Below are 19277 nucleotides of genomic sequence, written 5' to 3'. Positions count from 1 at the left end.
TGAGTCATTCCGATTGTTTCACGGCTCGCTGGGGGCCGCCGCGCCCCTACAGGTCCTTCGGCGGGACCGCGACCTGACGGGCGCCTTAGCCACCCGCGAGGGTATTGTCAAGAGGGTTTCCGTCCGCCGCGACGGTGATTTCCGCACCCCACGACCACACGAAACGGAGAGCACACGTGACGCGCAGCGTGTACGTGACCGGGATCGACCGCGGCGACGGCCGCCAGGTCGTCGAGCTGGGGGTCATGGAGCTCCTGACCCGCCAGGTCGACCGGGTGGGGGTGTTCCGGCCTCTGCTGCACCACGGTCCGGACCGGCTCTTCGAACTGTTGCGCGCCCGCTATCGGCTCTCCCAGGACCCGGCGACCGTGTACGGCATGGACTACCACGAGGCGTCCACCCTCCAGGCCGAGCACGGCACGGACGAGCTCGTCTCGACGCTCGTCGACCGGTTCCACGCCGTCGCCCGTGACTACGACGTCGTCCTCGTCCTGGGTACGGATTTCGCCGACACCCAGTTCCCGGACGAGCTGGCTCTCAACGCCCGGCTCGCGAACGAGTTCGGCGCCTCCGTCATCTCCGTCGTCGGCGGGCGGAAGCAGACCGCCGAGTCCGTCGCCGCCGAGACGCACAACGCGTACCGCGCCTACGAAGGCCTCGGCTGTGACGTGCTCGCCATGGTCGTCAACCGCGTCGCGCCCGCCGACCGCGCCGAGACAGCGGAGCGCCTCGGCGACTCGCGGCTCCCGCTGCCCGTGCCCTGTTACGTGCTCCCCGACGAGCCCGCCCTCTCCGCGCCGACCGTCGCCCAGATCACCCACGCGCTCGGCGGCAAGGTGCTGCTCGGCGACGACTCGGGCCTCGCCCGCGACGCGCTGAACTTCGTCTTCGGCGGTGCCATGCTCCCGAACTTCCTCAACGCCCTGACCCCGGGCTGTCTCGTCGTCACGCCCGGCGACCGCGCGGATCTCGTCGTGGGGGCGCTGGCCGCCCACAGCGCCGGGACCCCGCCGATCGCCGGTGTGCTGCTCACCCTCAACGAGCGGCCCAGCGACGAGGTCCTCACCCTCGCCGCCCGCCTCGCGCCCGGCACCCCCGTGGTCGCCGTCGAGACCGGCTCCTTCCTCACCGCCTCCGAACTCTTCTCCATGGAGGGGAAGTTGAGCGCGGCGACACCGCGCAAGGCGGAGACCGCGCTGGGACTGTTCGAGCGGTATGTCGACACCACCGAGCTGCGGACCCGGGTCTCGGCGCCGAGCAGCGACCGCGTCACGCCGATGATGTTCGAGCACACGCTGCTGGAGCGGGCCCGTTCCGAGCGGCGCCGCGTGGTCCTGCCCGAGGGCACGGAGGAGCGTGTGCTGCACGCGGCCGAGGTGCTGCTGCGGCGCGGGGTCTGCGACCTCACCCTCCTCGGCCCCGTCGACCTGATCCGCAAGAAGGCCGCCGACCTGGGCATCGACCTCGGCGAAAGCCAGCTGGTGGACCCGTCGACCGCCGAGTGGCGGGACATGTTCGCCGAGAAGTACGCCCAGTTCCGCGCCCACAAGAACGTCAGCATCGAGCTGGCGTACGACGTCGTGTCCGACGTGAACTACTTCGGCACACTCATGGTCCAGGAGGGGCTCGCCGACGGCATGGTGTCGGGGTCGGTGCACTCCACCGCCGCCACCATCCGGCCCGCCTTCGAGATCATCAAGACCAAGCCGGACGCCGACATCGTCTCGTCCGTCTTCTTCATGTGCCTCGCCGACAAGGTGCTGGTGTACGGCGACTGCGCGGTCAACCCGGACCCGAACGCCGAGCAGCTCGCCGACATCGCCATCCAGTCCGCCGCGACGGCCCTGCGGTTCGGGGTCGAGCCGCGGATCGCGATGCTGTCGTACTCCACGGGTACGTCCGGCTCGGGCGCGGACGTCGACAAGGTGCGGGAGGCGACCGAGCTCGTCCGCTCCCGGCGGCCCGATCTGAAGATCGAGGGGCCGATCCAGTACGACGCCGCCGTCGAGCCGAGTGTCGCGGCGACCAAGCTGCCGGGCTCCGAAGTCGCGGGCCAGGCAACGGTGTTGATCTTCCCGGACCTCAACACCGGCAACAACACCTACAAGGCCGTGCAGCGTTCGGCCGGCGCGCTCGCGGTCGGGCCGGTGCTGCAGGGGCTGCGCAAGCCGGTCAACGACCTGTCCCGGGGCGCGCTCGTCCAGGACATCGTCACCACGGTCGCCATCACGGCGATCCAGGCCCAGACTCCCGCCAAGTGACCGCCGCCGACAGCAGAAAGCACCCCACCACCGTGACCGCGAACCGTGTCCTCGTCCTCAACTCCGGCTCCTCCTCCGTGAAGTACCAGCTGCTCGACATGCGCGACAACAGCCGTCTCGCCATGGGTCTGGTGGAGCGCATCGGTGAGGAGACCTCCCGGTTGAAGCACACACACGTGGGCAGTGGCGACTCCCGCGAGCGCACCGGCCCGATCGCCGACCACGAGGCCGCCCTGAAGGCCGTCGCCGAGGAGCTGGCCGCGGACGGGCTCGGCCTCGACTCCCCCGAGCTGGCCGCCATCGGGCACCGTGTCGTGCACGGCGGGCAGAGCTTCACGCACCCGACCGTCGCCGACGACGCCGTGCTCGCCGAGATCGAGCGGCTGATCCCGGTGGCGCCGCTGCACAACCCGGCCAACCTGACCGGGATCCGGACCGCCCGGGCCCTGCGGCCCGACCTCCCACAGGTCGCCGTGTTCGACACGGCCTTCCACACGACGATGCCGGAATCCGCCGCCCGCTACGCGATCGACGTGGAGACGGCCGACGCGCACCGCATCCGGCGCTACGGATTCCACGGCACCTCGCACGCGTACGTGTCCCGGGCGACCGCCGAGCTGCTGGGGAAGGCACCCGAGGACGTCAACGTCATCGTGCTGCACCTCGGCAACGGGGCGTCCGCGTCGGCGGTCGAGGGCGGCCGGTGTGTGGACACCTCCATGGGGCTCACGCCTTTGGAGGGGCTGGTGATGGGTACGCGGTCCGGAGACATGGACCCGGCCGTCATCTTTCATTTGATGCGCGTTGGCGGAATGTCCACGGACGAGATCGACACTCTCCTCAACAAGAAGAGCGGTCTGATCGGGCTGTGCGGCGACAACGACATGCGGGAAATACGCCGGCGTATCGACGAGGGCGACGAGCGGGCGAAGCTGGCCTTCGACATCTACATTCACCGGTTGAAGAAGTACATCGGTGCCTACTACGCGGTGCTCGGCCGGGTGGACGCGGTCGCGTTCACCGCGGGTGTCGGCGAGAACGCGGCGCCCGTGCGGGAGGCCGCCGTGGCGGGCCTGGAGGGCCTGGGCCTCGCGGTCGACGGCGAGCTGAACGCCGTACGGGGCGACGGGCCGCGGCTGATCTCGCCGGCCGGCGCGCGGGTCGCGGTCGCGGTGGTGCCGACGGACGAGGAGCTGGAGATCGCGGCACAGACGTACGCCCTGGTCGGAAAGAACACCTGAACCACATATGAGCTTCGAAAAGGACAACTGAGCAAAGACAACTGAGCAAAGAACAGAACAGCTGAGCAATACACGCCGGTAACACGACTGAGCGCATAGCCGCCCATGTGCATATTCCACCAGACGGAATATTCCGTAGCGAAACAAACCGATAGGATCGCCCCATGCGCCGTTCGAAAATCGTCTGTACTCTCGGCCCCGCGGTCGACTCCCACGAGCAACTGGTCGCCCTCATCGAGGCCGGCATGAACGTGGCCCGTTTCAATTTCAGCCACGGCAGCCACGCCGAGCACCAGGGCCGCTACGACCGGGTCCGGGCCGCGTCCGCCGAGACCGGCAAGGCCATCGGTGTCCTCGCCGACCTCCAGGGCCCGAAGATCCGTCTGGAGACCTTCGCCGAGGGTCCGGTGGAGCTGGTGCGCGGTGACGAGTTCACCATCACCGTCGAGGACGTGCCGGGCGACAGGCAGATCTGCGGTACGACGTACAAGGGTCTGCCCGGTGACGTGGGCCCCGGCGACCAGGTCCTGATCAACGACGGCAACGTCGAGCTGAAGGTCATCGAGGTCGACGGTCCGCGGGTGCGGACGGAGGTCATCGAGGGCGGTGTCATCTCCGACCACAAGGGCATCAACCTGCCCGGCGCGGCCGTGAACGTGCCGGCGCTGTCCGAGAAGGACGTCGAGGACCTGCGGTTCGCGCTGCGGATGGGCTGCGACCTGGTGGCGCTGTCCTTCGTGCGGGACGCGAGCGACGTGCGGGACGTCCACAAGGTGATGGACGAGGTGGGCCGCCGGGTCCCCGTCATCGCCAAGGTGGAGAAGCCGCAGGCCGTCGAGAACATGGAGGACGTCGTGATGGCGTTCGACGGCGTGATGGTCGCCCGTGGCGACCTGGCCGTCGAGTACCCGCTCGAGAAGGTCCCCATGGTGCAGAAGCGGCTCATCGAGCTGTGCCGCCGCAACGCCAAGCCGGTGATCGTGGCGACCCAGATGATGGAGTCGATGATCACCAACTCCCGGCCCACGCGCGCCGAGGCGTCCGACGTCGCCAACGCCATCCTGGACGGCGCGGACGCGGTCATGCTGTCGGCGGAGTCCAGCGTGGGCGCGTACCCGCTGGAGACGGTCCGGACGATGTCGAAGATCGTCACGGCGGCCGAGGAGGAGCTCCTCTCCAAGGGCCTGCAGCCGCTCGTGCCGGGCAAGAAGCCGCGGACGCAGGGTGGTTCGATCGCCCGTGCCGCCTGCGAGATCGCCGACTTCCTCGGTGGCCGTGCCCTGGTGGCCTTCACCCAGTCCGGCGACACCGCCCGTCGGCTGTCCCGCTACCGCGCGACCCAGCCGATCATCGCGTACACCACCGACGAGTCCACCCGTAACCAGCTGGCGCTCAGCTGGGGTGTCGAGTCGCACGTCGTGCCGTTCGTGAACAGCACCGACGAGATGGTCGACCTGGTGGACCACGAGATGATCAAGCTCAACCGCTTCCAGGAGGGCGACATCGCGGTCATCACCGCCGGTTCGCCCCCCGGTGTCCCGGGCACCACGAACATGGTCCGGGTGCACCACCTGGGCGGCGGCGCCCGCGACTGACGCCGCCGTCACCTCGTACGACAGCACCGAGGGCGCCTCCTGGTAAGCAGGTGGCGCCCTCGGTATGTGCGGCTCCCGGAGGGGATCTGGGGGGGTGACCGGCTGCTCAGTCGGTCATGTACTGGCGCATGCCCGGCACGGTGAGCGTTCCGCCGAACTGGCCTGCCTGGACGACCTTCACGTTGGTGAAGTAGATCAGCGGGATGTTCAGCGGCGGCGGGTGCTTCGGGTCGAAGGTCACCGGGATCAGTCCGAGCAGGTTGCCGGAGATGCTCTCGGTGTACATGACCGTCTGGCCGTCGCGAATCGTGGACGTCGTGCCCTTGCCGGCCTGCACGTGGTAGGTCACGCCGGCCTGCTTGTCCGCGACCGTCTGGTGCAGGTCACCGATGTCCGAGCCGTCGGAGACGACGTACTTCAGGACCTCCTTGACCGTGCCGTCGGCGGTCCTCACCTTGACGATGCCCTTGTAGTCGGCGCCCTTCAGCAGCAGCGAGCTGGCGTTCAGGTACCACGGGTCGTCGGGCAGCGCGGGGATGCCCTTCTCGACGCCGCTCTCGTCGTCGGTGGCGACCGGGCAGCCGTCCGTGTCCGTGCTCTCGCTCGCGGACGGGCTCGGCGTCGAGGTGGCGTCGCCGGCGGTGTCCTCGGCCGCGTCCTCCGTGTCCTCGGCGGTGTCCGTGACGTCCTTCGCGGTGTCCTCGACCGTGTCGGTGGCGTCCTCGGCGGTGTCCTGCGCGTCCTTGGCGGAGTCCGAGTCCGTGTCCTCGTCCGAGCCGGAGGTCTCCTCCGAGGCCGAGGGCGAGGGGGACGGGCTGGCCGAGTCCGTCGGCGTGGCGCTCGCCGTCTCCTTGTCCTCCGGCGTGAACAGGTCCTCGATCGCGTTGCCGATGTCGTCCAGGACGTTGCCGCCGCTCCCGCTCTCGGGGGCGGTGGCCGACGGCGTGGCCGTGGCGTCGGTGGCGCTCTTGTCCGCGGTGTCGTCGGCCGTGTCCTTGTCGTCGGAACCTGAATCCGACGAAGAGGAGTCGTCCGAGGACGTGTCGTCGGATGCCGAGTCGTCCGAAGAGCTGTCGTCGGAGGAGTCGTCGCCCGCGGACGTGTCCTCGTCCGTGGCCCCGTCGTCCGAGGAGTCGGCGCTCTCCGAGGCGGAGGCGGTCGGTGTCGGGGTCGGCGAGGCGGAGGTGTCCGTGCCCTCCTCGGAGGCCTCCAGGGCCTCCACGCAGTCCTTGTACTCGTCCGCCGTCAGGCTCCGCGACGCGGGGTCCTCGGCGAGGGCGAGGGTGGGCGTGAAGCCCATGCCCATGAGGACCGCCGTCGGCATCGCCGCCAGGGCTATCGCCTTGCCCGCCGGCATGTTCAGCCGGGTGAGAAGGGGCTTCTTGGGCGCCGCGTGCCGCGGTCCGGATCTCGCACGGGACTCTCCCACCGAAGTCCCGTGGGTCACCTCGTCAGCCGGCACTGTGCCTCCCGTTCGTCCCGTTCGTGGGGGTGGTACCTGACAGGTCGTCGCCCTCGCCGTTCGTCGCCCCGCTCACCGAGCCCGCCGCGGCGGTCTCCGGGGCGTCGCCCTTGCGCAGGGGGTCGACGCCTTGCTGTGCCGTTTGCTGTGCCGTGTTCTGCGGGGCCGTGTCCTGGGGAGCCGGGGTCCGCTTCGGAGTCTTGTAGGTGGACGCCACCGCCTCCTCCTCGTGACCGGGCGCCCAGGCGATGGCCAGCGCACCGCCGATCAGGGAGAGCAGGAAGCCGACCCCGAAGCCACCGAGGTTGGAGACCGGGATGGACACGAGCGCCAGGAGGATCGCCGCCGTACCGGCGAAGGTGCGTACATGCCGCTGGAACCACAGGCTGACCCCGAGCACCACCAGCAGGACGCCGATGATGAGGGAACCCGCGCCACCCGTCGTCGACATGGCGAGTGTCAGGTGACCGAGCTGCAGCTCCGCATACGGCAGGTACATGATCGGGAATCCGCCGAGCAGTACCAACAGGCCCGCCCAGAAGGGACGTGAGCCCCTCCAGTCGCGGAAGCGCCGCCGAAAGGCGCGCAGATAGTCTTCGTTCTGCCCCGTTGACTCGGCGCTCATGGACAACAGCTCCCTGGAACGGTGTTGCTATGAGAAGTTCACGTACGGCACGTACGAAGCGCGCGCACGGAATTCACGTACGGAGTTCGCGTGCGCGACGGAGCGCACGGAGAGAAAGACGGGCGGGCGAAGAAGCACAGGCCCCCTCACCCGCCCAGGGAGTGCCTAGTAGCACTCCACGGTGCCCTTGTGGAGCGACATCTTCAGGTTGCTCAGCTTGAAGGTTCCGGCAGTGGTCGCCCACGCCGTCTGCTTCACGTCGGTCAGCGTGGCCGTGTCGGCCTGCTGCGAGAACCCGTAGGGGTTGGCCTGCTCCGAGCCGCCCTTCATGCCCGGACCCTTGTTGGCGTCCTTGGCCGCCACACCGATGTCGATGCCCTTGAAGACGGCATCGCCCGAGAGTTCCTCGACGTCGATGTAGAGGTTCTCGGCCTCAACCTTCTTGCCACCGGTACCGGCGGTCAGCTTGAGGCTGACGCTACCGAGAAACGGGACGCCCGGGGTGACGACCGACTGGCACATGTTGGTGAGCTGCGCGGACTTGAACGCCGAAACGGCGACGGGGTGAACCGTCTTCTCGCCCTTGAGGGTGTAGCCCTCGTCGAGCGCTCCGTACTGCGAGAAGCCCGTACCCTCGAGCCGGTCCACCGTCACCTTGAACGACTGGCCCGACACGCTGAACGACGCCGCGAGAGCACCCTGCGCGAGGGCGACACCTATCGCTGCTGTGGCGGCGACGCTGGGCACCATGACCACAGCGAACCGCTTCCATCTGGTCCCGCCACGCACCTGGGACTCCATATTTCCTCCTTCTCGGACGTACATCTCCTGCTACCGGCTCGCCCCTTGGCGGCGGCTCGGCCGAGCAGGGATGGGAGAAGTGCTACGTCCTCGGGAAGGAGAGCGCCCGCGCTCGGCAGCGCGAAAAGCGCCCGAATCACCGGCGATCACCCCCGAGCGACAACCACTGGTCGCGCCTGACACGCATCACGCACAACCTGCTGGACAGGCTCCGCCGTTGAGCGGAGACCCCCCTGTCCAAGAGCCGGCGCCACTGTCGCCCGCTCTACTCGGTGGGGACCCAGAAAAACCGTTGACCCGACTGGCTGGCGGGGTACGGGAACGGACCGAGCGTCGCCGATCGTGGTGCATTCTCGCCGCCCCCGCAAGGGGGTCGTTACTGGCTAGTAACGGACGGATAACCGAACAACGACCCATCGGCATCGGCCAGCGACCCTGGGTGGCGTCGAGTGAGGCGACACACCGGTTGACAGTTGGACAGAGTCCGACAGAACGACGACTTTCTCTTACTGCCAGTAACAGCGGCCGCGATTACCAAGATTTGGCAAAGCGCGGCCGCGGTGTCGCTGTGTCGCCAAATCTCTCACTCAGGCAACACCCGTCCCGGCACTCCGGAACCGAACGGTCCCGGAGCCCCGAGCCCCCGCCCCCCACAGCCGACACTCAGCCGGGGCAACGGTTCAGAAGCGGCGTCAGAACAACGCCCGCGCCAGCGCACGCCGCGCCGCGGCCACCCGCGGATCGTCGCCGCCGACCACCTCGAAGAGCTCAAGCAGCCGCAGCCGTACGGCGTCCCGGTCCTCGCCCGCCGTGCGCCGCACCGTGTCGATGAGTCGACCGAACGCGTCGTCCACATGCCCGCCGACGAGGTCGAGGTCCGCCGCCGCGATCTGCGCCTGCGCGTCGCCCGGGTTCTCGGCGGCCGCCTTGCGTACGTCCTGCGGGTCCGCGCCCTGCACGCGCTGCAGCAACTCGGCCTGCGCGAGGCCCAGTTTGGCCTCGCTGTTGCCCGGGTCGTCACTCAGCACGTTCTTGTACGCCTGCACCGCACCGCCGAAGTCGCCCGCGTCCAGGGCGTGTACGGCGGCTTCGAGCAGGTGGTCGTATGGGCCGGCCGGGATCTGCGGGGCCGCTTCGGCGGCGGGGTCGGGCTGGGCGTCCGAGTCCACCACCAGGCCGGTGAGACCGAAGCGCTGCTCGGCGACCTGGACGAGTTGGTCGAGGGTGGAGCGGATCTGCTGCTCGGGGGCGGCCCCTTGGAAGAGGGGCAGCGCCTGCCCCGCCACCACAGCGAAAACAGCCGGAATCCCCTGGATCCCGAACTGCTGCATCAACATCTGGTTGGCGTCGACATCGACCTTGGCGAGGACGAACTTGCCGTTGTATTCGACGGCGAGCCGCTCCAGCACCGGGCTGAGTTGCTTGCAGGGCTGGCACCACTCGGCCCAGAAGTCGATGACGACGGGCACTTCGGTGGACCGCTGCAGGACCTCGCTCTCGAACCCGGCCTCATCGACGTCGATGACCAGGTCGGCCGGGGAGACCGCTCCTCCCCCGCCCTGCCGGGCCGATTCGGCGCGCGCCTGCTCCGCCTTCGCCTTGGCCTCCTGGGCCGCCTTCACCGCGGCGAGGTCGACGACTCCGCTCATGGACATGTTCCGTGGCTGCATGAGTACATCCTCCCCCTTCCGAGCACGCACGTGAAAAGCGTCCAGAAAGCCGGCCCGGTCCGTCCCCGGGTGGCGCCGGGTCCCCACTCGGCACTACCCCCGGACTCGCTTTCGCTACGAGTCGTAGCGTAACTGTCGCGGGCAACTCCTCTGTACCCCCCTCTGTACCCACTCCCCAGTGATCTGCCTCACGACTCCCCGGGGAACTTCGGGAACGGCCGGATATGGTCGGCGGATGCAGAGCCGCACCCCCGCCTCCCGCGCGACGGGCGGCCGCCCGCGCAGCGCCGCCGCGGACGCCGCGATCCTGGCGGCGACCAGGGAGGCGCTGGTCGACCTGGGCTGGTCGAAGCTGACACTGGGCGACGTGGCCACGCGGGCCGGCGTCGCGAAAACGACCCTCTATCGCCGCTGGGCCGGCAAGAGCGAACTGGTCGTGGACGCGGTGGCCGCCCTCTTCGACGAACTCCGCCTGCCCGACCGGGGCAGCCTGGCCGCCGACATCGAGGGCGTGGTGCTGCAGTTCGCGGCGATCCTGGCCCGCCCGGAGGCCAAGAGCGGCCTCATGGCGGTGATCGCCGAGTCCACCCGCGACGACGCCCTCCGCGAACGCATCCGCGCCTCCATCGTCGACCGCCAGAAACGCCTCGTCCTGGAGGGCCGCACGCGCGCCCAGAACCGCGGCGAACTCCCTCCGGAAACCGATCCCTCCACCGCCGCCCGCACCACCGACCTCATCTTCGACGTCGTAGCCGGCGCGGTGGTCCACCGCACCCTCGTCAGCGCGCGACCGGCGGACGAGGAATGGGTACGGGACTTCACGAGACTGCTGCTGCTGGGCATCAGGGGGGCGGCAGCGCCCGGCAACGGGGCCTAGAATCCCGCCGGCTCCGTGTACACCCCCCACTCGTCCCGCAGGACCCCGCAGATCTCGCCCAACGTCGCCTCGGCCCGCACCGCGTCGAGCATGGGCCCGATCATGTTGGCCCCATCGCGCGCGGCGGCCAGCATGCCGTCGAGGGCGGCACGCACAGCCACGTCGTCCCGCCCCGCCTTCCGCCCCGCCAGTACCCGAACCTGCTCCCGCTCCACCTCATGGCTGACCCGCAGGATCTCCAGATCCCCGGTCACGGACCCATGGTGGACGTTGACCCCGACGACCCGCTTCTCCCCCTTCTCCAGGGCCTGCTGGTACCGGAACGCGGACTCCGCGATCTCCCCGGTGAACCACCCGTCCTCGATCCCCCGCAGAATCCCGGACGTGACGGGCCCGATGGGATGCCGCCCGTCCGGATGCGCCCGCAGCCCCCGCTCCTTGATCTGGTCGAAGATCTTCTCCGCGTCCGCCTCGATCCGGTCCGTCAGCTGCTCGACGTACCAGGAACCGCCCAGCGGATCGGCCACGTTGGCGACCCCGGTCTCCTCCATGAGCACCTGCTGCGTCCGCAGCGCGATCTCGGCGGCCTGCTCGGAGGGCAGCGCCAGCGTCTCGTCCAACGCGTTGGTGTGCAGGGAGTTGGTCCCGCCGAGCACCGCCGACAGCGCCTCCACCGCCGTACGCACCACGTTGTTGTACGGCTGCTGCGCGGTCAGCGAGACACCGGCGGTCTGCGTGTGGAACCGCAGCCACTGCGCCTTGTCCGTCCGCGCCCCGTACACATCCCGCATCCACCGCGCCCAGATCCGGCGCGCCGCACGGAACTTGGCGATCTCCTCGAAGAAATCGAGATGCGCGTCGAAGAAGAAGGACAGCCCGGGCGCGAACACGTCGACGCCCAGCCCCCGGCTGAGCCCCAGCTCCACGTACCCGAACCCGTCCGCGAGCGTGTACGCCAGCTCCTGCGCGGCCGTGGCCCCGGCCTCGCGGATGTGATAGCCGGAGACGGACAACGGCTTGTACGCGGGAATCTCGGCCGCGCAGTGCTCCATGAGGTCACCGATGAGCCGGAGATGCGGCTCGGGCTGGAAGAGCCACTCCTTCTGCGCGATGTACTCCTTGAAGATGTCGGTCTGGAGCGTGCCGTTGAGCACGCCGGGATCGACGCCCTGTCGCTCGGCGGCGACGAGGTACATGCAGAAGACAGGAACAGCGGGCCCACTGATCGTCATCGAGGTGGTGACGTCCCCCAGCGGAATGCCCTGGAACAGCACCTCCATGTCGGCGGCGGAGTCGATCGCCACCCCGCAGTGCCCGACCTCGCCGAGCGACCGCGGATCATCGGAGTCCCGCCCCATGAGCGTCGGCATATCGAACGCGACGGACAATCCCCCGCCCCCGTTGGCGAGGATCATCTTGTACCGCTCGTTCGTCTGCTCGGCGTTCCCGAACCCCGCGAACTGCCGGATCGTCCACGTCCGCCCCCGGTACCCCGTCGGATACAGCCCCCGGGTGAACGGATACTCTCCCGGCCACCCGATCCGCTCGAACCCCTCGTACGCGTCTCCCGGCCGGGGCCCGTACACAGGCTCCACCGGATCCCCGGAAAGCGTCGTGAAGTCCGCCTCCCGCTTCCGAGCGGCGTCATAGCGGTCCTGCCAGCGTCGGCGTCCCTCTTCGATGGCGTCAGCGTCCATGACCCCAATTTACTAGGACGTCCTAGTAAATGTCGATGGCAGACCGCCGTACGGGTGTCCGTGCGGCGGTAGGGGAGTCAGGCGGTGCGGCGAGGCAAGGCCGGATGAGGCGAGGCAGGTCAGCCGGTGCGGCCGGGTCTCACGCCTTGGCGACGGCGGGGGAGCCGTCCGTGATCCTGTCCTCGACCTCGCGGGTGATCTGGCGCTCCACGAAGAAGGCCGCCGTGGGGATCGTTCCGGCCAGCAGCACCCACAGCTGCTTGCGCACCGGCCACTTCGCCTTGGAACCGAGATCGAAGGCGAAGACCAGGTACAGCACGTACAGCCAGCCGTGCGCGATACCGATGACCTGCGTGAAGCTGTCGGCGCCGTCCAGCTCGAGCAGATACTTGGCGATCACGCCGAGGGTCAGCAGGACCAGCAGCACACCGGTGACATAGGCCAGGACGCGGTAGCGGGTCAGCACGCTCTTTTTCATGCCTATGAGCGTAACCACCGGTTTCGAGCGATCTTCGAGCGCCCCTCGGCGGCCGGGTCAGCCCTCCTCGAAATCCCCCGCGGCCACCCGCAGCGGGCGGAGCATCGCGAAGATCTCGGCGCATTCCTCGGCGTCGTAGGCGCCGAGACCGAAGTCCATGGCCATGAGGTCGCGGGTGGCGGCGTCGCAGACCTCGCGGCCCTTGTCGGTGATGGAGGCGAGGGTGCCGCGGCCGTCGTTGGGGTTGGGGCGTTTGTCGACGAGGCCCGACTTCACCAGGCGGTCGACCGTGTTCGTCACGGACGTGGGGTGGACCATGAGCCGCTCGCCGATCTTGGACATCGGCAGCTCGCCCTTCTGGGAGAAGGTGAGGAGCACGAGAGCCTCGTAGCGCGCGAAGGTCAGCCCGTACGGCTTGACGACCGCGTCCACCTCCGCCAGCAGAATCTGCTGGGCGCGCATGATCGAGGTGATCGCGGCCATGGACGGCACGTTTCCCCAGCGCTGCTTCCAGTGCTCGTCGGCGCGCTTGATGGGATCGAAGGAGAGGCTGAGCGGCTTCGGCACGGCAACGACCTTACCGGCCGGTCACATGCCGGTCAGCCCCGTCTCGCCCATCGGTCGGCCCACGGAGGCCGCACGGCGCCCCCACGGCACCTTCCGACCGGTGTCGCAGCCCAGTCGATCCGTCACTCCGTGGAACGATTGTGGATTAATCACCACTTAACGTCCCCTTCCCAGGGAGCAGAGGGAACAGCATGTCCCGGCTGATCCGCACGTCGCCCCGCACGCCGCTTCGCACCTCGCCCCGCAAGCCCCTCCGCGTTCTCGCCGCCTTCTCCGCCCTCGCGGCGCTCGGGCTCGTCCTGGGCTGCTCGTCCAAGGCCCCGTCCGGGGTCGGCGAGGCCTCCGTCATCGGCGGGGCCACCGAGAAGCCGGCCGGGGAGGCGGCGCGGCCGGTCTCCCGGTCCCCGTTCTGGGTCGACCCGTCGAGCCCTGCCGCCCGGCAGGTCGACGTGTGGGAGCGGGCAGGCCGTAAGAAGGACGCGCTGCTGCTCCGCCGGATCGCCGACCGGCCGACCGCTCGCTGGCCCGCCGGCGACGACCCGGTGCCGATGATCGAGGAGGCGACGAAGGCCGCGGGCCGAGCGAGCCGCACGGCGGTCTTCGTCGCGTACAACATCCCGCACCGCGACTGCGGCCAGCACTCGGCCGGCGGCGCCCACGACCCCGCCGTCTACGGGGAGTGGATCGACGCCTTCGCGGACGCCATCGGCGACAGCGACGCCCTGGTCGTCCTCGAACCCGACGCGATCGCGCACATCGTGGACGGCTGCACCCCCGGCGAGTACCACGCCGAACGCGAGCGGCTGCTGGGCGAGGCCATCGACCGGTTCAAGCGGCAGCCGAACACCAAGGTCTACCTCGACGCCGGCAACCCGGCCTGGATCGACGACCCCGGCAGACTCGTCGACCCGCTGCGCCGCGCGGGCGTCGCCCGCGCCGACGGCTTCTCCCTCAACGTCTCCAACTTCCAGACCGACGCCGCGACCACGTCGTACGGCCTGCGGCTCTCCGACGCCCTCGGCGGCAAGCACTTCGTCGTCGACACCAGCCGCAACGGCAACGGCCCGCTGAACGGCGACCGCGGCACCGCCTGGTGCAACCCGCCCGGCCGCGCCCTCGGCACCCCGCCGACCACCGACACCGGCGAACCGGCCCTCGACGCCTACCTCTGGATCAAGCGGCCCGGCGAGTCGGACGGGGAGTGCCGCGGCGGACCGGCGGCGGGGCAGTGGTGGCCGGACTACGCGCTGGGGCTCGCGCGCAACTCCAAGGCGTAGTGGCCGCCCCCGTCACTGCACCCGGAGCAGCCGAATCCGCGTCACCGCAACTGGATCCACTTCGCCTTCGACGGCGTCCCCTCCCCGTCCGTCACGAACAGCATGTACCAGCCCGGCGGGACGAGGGTCCGGTCGTCCGGTACGTCGACGGTGATCGAGTCGCGGGTCCTCGTCACCTCCAGGGCGATGGACCGCTGTTCGACGTCCGTGCTGTGGGTGACGGCGCTGGGGCGCATCAGGCGGGCGTCGGCGACGCGTTCGGGGTGGGCGGTGGCGAAGGTGGCGCGGCCCTTGGAGTCGACCTCCTGGGGGCCGTCGCCGAGGACGGGCCGCTTCTCGCCGTACTTGTGGAGCAGCGGCGGCGTGAAGATCTCCATGCGCTGCTCGAAGTGGCCCAGCTTGGTGTTCTGCTGGTCGTCGAAGAGCGGGTCGGAGCCGAAGGTGGCGACGCGGCCGTCGGGCAGGAGCAGGGCCTCGGAGTGGTAGTTGCGGCCGACCCTGGGGGCGGCGGCGGCCCGGAAGGAGTTGGACTTCGGGTCGTAGAACTGCGCCTTGAGGATGTTGCTGGCGCTGCGGCCGCGGTAGTCGCCGGCGCCGTTGGAGGTGAAGACGGTGTCGTCGGGCATGAGCACGCTGTTCAGGTAGCGCGTGCCCTGGGGGAGGTCGGGGCCGTCCTCGAAGACCGGGTTGTCCTTCTTCAGGTCGATGACGGCGGTGCGGGAGGTCGCCTTCTTGGACTCGCCGACGCCTCCGCCGCCGAGGATCATCACCTTCTGGTCCTGGGCGGGCGGCAGCAGCACGGATGCCGAGGTCTCCGTCCGGTCGAGGTCGGTGAGGCCCTTCACCTTCTGGAACCTGTTGGTCCTCAGGTCCCAGACGCCGGGGTCGCGGCCGAGGTTGTCGGGTCCGTAGCCCGCGTTGGAGGCCGGGTAGAAGAGCTTGCCGCCCTGGGTGAGGAAGAGGGCCGGATACGTGGGGAAGTACCGCTTCGGGCCCGGCTTCCACTTCTTCGTCCTCGGGTCGTAGATCTCGTTGTCACCGGGGTCGACGACCCCCACGTCGTCCAGACCGGAGACGGCGAGCACCCGCCCGTCCGCCAGGCCGACGAGCGTCGGGTACCAGCGGGCCTTCTCCATCGGGGCGACCGGCACGTACTTCTCGGCCTTCGGGTCGAACTCGTACGCCGCCCTGATCCCCTGGAAGTCCTGCTTGTCCAGGGTGATCTTCTCGGAGAGGCCGTACGTGTTCTCGGCGTCCTCGTCGTCGAGCCCGAGGATCTCGTACTGGGCCTGGCGGGGCATGACGGACTCCGCGCCCTTGTCGACGGCCTCGACGAAGACCCGGGCCTCGCTCGCGACGACCCTGGTCTTCCAGGGCCGCATGACGCCGGCCGCGTCGTAGGTGATGTCGAAGGTGCGCTTGGCCTTGGGGACGGTGACGTCGAAGCGGCTGACGTACTCGCCGCCGGAGGGGGAGCGGAAGCGGGTCCCCTTCTTCAGGACGACCGCCTTGTCGGGGTTCTCGTTCTTGACCCGCATACCGCCGCCGGCGCGTTCGACCTCGCCCTCCAGCAGCTCGTAGCGGGCGGTGCCGCCGGCCACCAGGAGGTTGCCGTCGGGGAGTTGGGCGTGCCCGGCGCAGAAGAAGTCCACGGGGGTGGGGATCTTCTTGTACGTGTTCTTCACCGGGTCCCACAGGACGGTGTCGAAGGACCCCTTGTCGAACTTCTTCTGCTCGTTGCCGGACCCGGCGATGATCAGCACCTTGCCGGTGTGCAGCAGGGCCGCGTGGATGGCGTTGGTGCGGAACCGTTTCGGGATGTCGACCTGGGTCCAGGAGCCGTACTTGGCCTTGTAGCCGGGCTGGGCGATCTTCCACTCGTAGTACCGCTCCTGCGCGAAACCGATGGCCGCCGGGGCGTTGAGGCCCGCGAGCAGCGCTACGCCGCCGATGCCCAGCACGGTCTTCTTGGCCTTCTTCGACAGTTGCGGGGCCATGGCCTACTTGCCTCCTGTCGTGGTGCCGGAGACGGAAGGGGCGGGCGTGGGGGTGGGCGGGGGAACGAGCACGGGTTCCTTGCCGTCGGCGAGCCGGGTGACGGCCCACACCCCGACGGGCGCGAGCGAGATCACCATGGCGAGGACGGCCCAGGTGCGCATGGCCACATGGCTGTGGCCGAGCACGAACGACGCGGTCAGCGACGCGGCGAGGACCGCCGCCCAGAAGAGGTGGATACGGAAGGTCAGCAGCCGGTCGGGGCTGGCGTCACCGCCCTTCGGTGTGACGACGAAACGGCAGGGCAGCCGGAGCAGGGCGGCGCACAGGGACTTCAGATAGATGGGCGCGGAGAGCGCCGACATCGCCATGCCGGCGAGCCCGCCCGACCCCTCCGGCTCGTGCGGCGAGACGTTGTGCCTGCGGTTCCACAGGTACAGCCCCACCTGGAGGGCGGCCGCGTCGCTGTAGAGCATCAGCCACACGGATGCGGTGACCTGCGTCCCGGACGCGCCGAACCACAGGAACAGCACACAACTGACGGTGCCCAGCAGCCAGTTGAGGGCCGTCATCGGGTAGTAGACAAGCATCAGCGTGTACGAGAAGAGGCGCCCCCAGGGCATCGTGAAGGGCGCCTTCCAGTACTGCTTGAACAGCGTCTCGTACGTCCCGCGCGACCAGCGCATCTGCTGCGCGAAGAAGTCCGTCCAGGAGGCCGGTCCCTCCCCGACGGCGAGGACGTCGGGCGTGTACACGGACCGCCAGTGCCTGCCCGTCCTCGGATTCCGGTGCCGGTGCAGCTCGAAGCCGGTGGCCATGTCCTCGGTGATCGAGTCGTGCAGCCCGCCGATCTGCTTCACGGCGGCGACGCGTACGACGTTGTTGGTGCCGACGAACATGGGGGCGCGGTAGCGGTTGCCGGCACGCTGGATGAGGGCGTGGAAGAGGAACTGCTGGGATTCGGCGGCCTTGGTGACCGGGGTGACGTAGTTCCCGTACACCTGCGGTCCGACGACGAAGGCGACATCCGGGTCGCGGAAGTATCCCAGCATCCGCTCCAGGAAGTTGGGGAGCGGTACGTGATCGGTGTCGACCGAGGCGAAGAACTCGTACGCGTCGCCGTGCTTGGCGATCCACGCGTTGTAGTTGCCGTGCTTGGTACGGGCCTTGTGGACGCCCTTCGGCCGGTTCCACTCGGGGACGCCGTTGCGGGTGAAATGCCGTACGCCGAGTTCCGCGCAGAGGGCCTTGGCCTGCTCGTCGTCGCCCTCGTCGAGGAGCCATACATCGAGGACGCTGCGGTGGCCGGCATGCCGGACCCGGGTGGCGGCCTCCAGGGTGGCCCGGACCATGGCGAGGGGTTCCTTGCCCGGGACGTATGTGGTCAGGAAGGCGACGCGGGTGCCGGGTTGGGGGGCGACCGGCAGGGGATCACGCGCGACCATCGTCGCGTGCGCGATCGACACGACGTTGACGAGCATGAACAGCTCGATCAGCCCGATGGCTGCCAGCATCGTGATGTCGAGGCCCACGAGCCACGTGTCCCCGCCCTCGCGCTCCACCCAGTGGGTGGGCCAGACCAGATAGACGAGCAGGACGCCGGTCAGCAGCGGCGCCAGGGTCATCAGCAGGACGGCCCGTATTCGGTGCGGCTCTTTCGCGAGGAGCTTGGTGTACCGCACGCGGTACACCGGTCCGGCCGGCTCCGTGAGCGGCCCGGCAAGTCTGCTGTGGGTGTCGTAGTCGTAGCCCTCCTGCCGCACAACGCCCTCCAGTGATCGAACGAGCCGATACCTATACGAAAGGGCCGTTGTGGGGGTAGGGCGAGCCCAAAGGGGCCAAATGGGCTGGATGCCTGATAACTCGGGAGGGATCGCGGGTATGGCGGCCGCGGGCCCGGGGGGGCCGATCGCGCGGTCCCCCACGTCCCTTGGAAGCCGGGGGCGCGACCCTTGCTTTTCGCTTCAGGGCGTGGGGGCCTGCGCGAGCAACCACCGACTACGTGGACAGGTGCCGCTCCACCGTCTCGACCTTGGACGTGAGGCCGTCCGTGACGCCGGGACGGATGTCCGCCTTGAGGACGAGGGAGACCCGGGGTGCCCGTTCCTCGACGGCGGCGACGGCCCGCCGTACGACGTCCATCACCTCGTCCCAGTCACCTTCGATCGAGGTGAACATCGCGTCGGTCCGGTTCGGCAGACCCGATTCACGGACGACCCGTACGGCGTCGGCGACGTACTCCCCCACGTCCTCGCCGACGCCCAGCGGGGTCACGGAGAAGGCGACGATCACGCGTTCACGATCCCTTCCTTGCGGGCGCGGGACGCGATCACCGCGGTCTCGGCCTCGCGGCGGAGCTTGCGGTCGGCGAAGAAGCCGCCGGTGGGCAGGACCGAGAGGGCGAAGTAGAGCGCGGCGGTCTTCAGGGACCACTTGGTGCGGTTCCAGGCGTCGGCCCAGAAGACCAGGTACAGGAGGAAGAGGATGGCGTGGACCCAGCCCATCACGGGCACCGCGTTGAACTCCGTGGTGCGCTTCAGCACCGAACACACGAGCAGCAGCAGGAAGGAGACGGCCTCGGGGGCCGAGACGAGGCGCAGGCGGCGGAGGGCGGAGACGGTCTTTATGTCCACGGGTCACCTTCGGTGGGGTCGGCGGGGCGAGTCGTCGCGTCGCTTGTCGGTCTTTGTGAACGGAAGCACAAGCGCTGCCCATTCTGGCATCCGTCAAC

16 protein-coding genes are annotated in these 19277 nt (G+C 69.3%); 5 read left to right on the top strand and 11 right to left on the bottom strand.

The window, feature by feature from the left end:
- Window positions 1-176 precede the first annotated feature (176 nt).
- From pta to pyk, 3 genes are all read left to right on the top strand, one after another.
- Entirely contained in the window at window positions 177-2261 is a 2085-nt protein-coding gene (pta, locus tag JIX55_RS34715; protein ID WP_257567179.1) for a phosphate acetyltransferase, read from the top strand.
- A 32-nt stretch (window positions 2262-2293) separates the two neighbouring features.
- Window positions 2294-3502: an acetate kinase gene (locus JIX55_RS34710; RefSeq protein WP_257567178.1), complete on the top strand. Its 1209-nt coding sequence runs from the start codon at window positions 2294-2296 to the stop codon at window positions 3500-3502.
- A gap of 164 nt (window positions 3503-3666) precedes the next feature.
- Window positions 3667-5097: a pyruvate kinase gene (gene pyk, locus JIX55_RS34705; protein ID WP_257567177.1), complete on the top strand. Its 1431-nt coding sequence runs from the start codon at window positions 3667-3669 to the stop codon at window positions 5095-5097.
- 106 nt (window positions 5098-5203) lie between these two features.
- On the opposite strand, the gene JIX55_RS34700 is transcribed toward pyk, so the two are convergent.
- The 4 genes from JIX55_RS34700 to JIX55_RS34685 form a co-directional block, all read right to left on the bottom strand.
- Window positions 5204-6559 carry an MSCRAMM family adhesin SdrC gene (locus JIX55_RS34700; RefSeq protein ID WP_257567176.1) on the bottom strand — a complete coding sequence of 452 codons (1356 nt, stop codon included), beginning with the start codon at window positions 6557-6559 and terminating at the stop codon, window positions 5204-5206.
- Window positions 6549-7184 carry a DUF6114 domain-containing protein gene (locus JIX55_RS34695; protein WP_257567175.1) on the bottom strand — a complete coding sequence of 212 codons (636 nt, stop codon included), beginning with the start codon at window positions 7182-7184 and terminating at the stop codon, window positions 6549-6551. Before JIX55_RS34695 ends, JIX55_RS34700 begins: the two co-directional genes overlap by 11 nt.
- Before the next feature lie 165 nt (window positions 7185-7349).
- Entirely contained in the window at window positions 7350-7985 is a 636-nt protein-coding gene (locus tag JIX55_RS34690) for a DUF6230 family protein (RefSeq protein WP_257567174.1), read from the bottom strand.
- Window positions 7986-8677: 692 nt separating this feature from the next.
- Window positions 8678-9655, bottom strand: coding sequence for a tetratricopeptide repeat protein (locus tag JIX55_RS34685; protein ID WP_257567173.1), 978 nt, complete (start codon window positions 9653-9655; stop codon window positions 8678-8680).
- Between the two features lie 235 nt (window positions 9656-9890).
- Between JIX55_RS34685 and JIX55_RS34680 the strand changes: the two genes are divergently transcribed.
- Complete coding sequence (locus JIX55_RS34680; protein ID WP_257567172.1) at window positions 9891-10532, top strand: TetR/AcrR family transcriptional regulator; 642 nt, start codon at window positions 9891-9893, stop codon at window positions 10530-10532.
- On the opposite strand, the gene JIX55_RS34675 is transcribed toward JIX55_RS34680, so the two are convergent.
- From JIX55_RS34675 to JIX55_RS34665, 3 genes are all read right to left on the bottom strand, one after another.
- The gene (locus JIX55_RS34675) at window positions 10529-12229 is read right to left on the bottom strand and encodes an acyl-CoA mutase large subunit family protein (RefSeq protein ID WP_257567171.1); all 1701 of its coding nucleotides are present in this window, start codon (window positions 12227-12229) and stop codon (window positions 10529-10531) included. The two genes, JIX55_RS34680 and JIX55_RS34675, sit on opposite strands and share 4 nt — an antisense overlap.
- 139 nt (window positions 12230-12368) lie before the next feature.
- The gene (locus JIX55_RS34670; protein ID WP_257567170.1) at window positions 12369-12707 is read right to left on the bottom strand and encodes a DUF3817 domain-containing protein; all 339 of its coding nucleotides are present in this window, start codon (window positions 12705-12707) and stop codon (window positions 12369-12371) included.
- A 57-nt stretch (window positions 12708-12764) separates the two neighbouring features.
- Entirely contained in the window at window positions 12765-13274 is a 510-nt protein-coding gene (locus JIX55_RS34665) for a MarR family winged helix-turn-helix transcriptional regulator (protein WP_257567169.1), read from the bottom strand.
- Between the two features lie 191 nt (window positions 13275-13465).
- Here JIX55_RS34665 and JIX55_RS34660 point away from each other — a divergent pair, with 191 nt between their 5' ends.
- Complete coding sequence (locus tag JIX55_RS34660; RefSeq protein WP_257567168.1) at window positions 13466-14551, top strand: glycoside hydrolase family 6 protein; 1086 nt, start codon at window positions 13466-13468, stop codon at window positions 14549-14551.
- Between the two features lie 41 nt (window positions 14552-14592).
- Here JIX55_RS34660 and JIX55_RS34655 read toward each other — a convergent pair whose 3' ends face one another.
- From JIX55_RS34655 to JIX55_RS34640, 4 genes are all read right to left on the bottom strand, one after another.
- Window positions 14593-16548, bottom strand: a complete 1956-nt coding sequence (locus tag JIX55_RS34655) for a kelch motif-containing protein (RefSeq protein ID WP_257567167.1) — start codon at window positions 16546-16548, stop codon at window positions 14593-14595.
- A gap of 3 nt (window positions 16549-16551) precedes the next feature.
- A complete protein-coding gene (locus JIX55_RS34650; RefSeq protein ID WP_257567166.1) occupies window positions 16552-18309 on the bottom strand; it encodes a glycosyltransferase family 2 protein in 1758 nt (585 codons plus the stop codon).
- Between the two features lie 235 nt (window positions 18310-18544).
- Window positions 18545-18838: an MTH1187 family thiamine-binding protein gene (locus JIX55_RS34645; protein ID WP_257567165.1), complete on the bottom strand. Its 294-nt coding sequence runs from the start codon at window positions 18836-18838 to the stop codon at window positions 18545-18547.
- Window positions 18835-19179, bottom strand: coding sequence for a DUF3817 domain-containing protein (locus tag JIX55_RS34640; RefSeq protein WP_257567164.1), 345 nt, complete (start codon window positions 19177-19179; stop codon window positions 18835-18837). Before JIX55_RS34640 ends, JIX55_RS34645 begins: the two co-directional genes overlap by 4 nt.
- Between the last annotated feature and the right edge of the window lie 98 nt (window positions 19180-19277).

It is taken from the genome of Streptomyces sp. DSM 40750 (assembly GCF_024612035.1).
Classification (GTDB): Bacteria; Actinomycetota; Actinomycetes; order Streptomycetales; family Streptomycetaceae; genus Streptomyces.
Note: the sequence above shows the minus strand (reverse complement) of the source record. Positions and strands in the feature narration are given on the sequence as shown.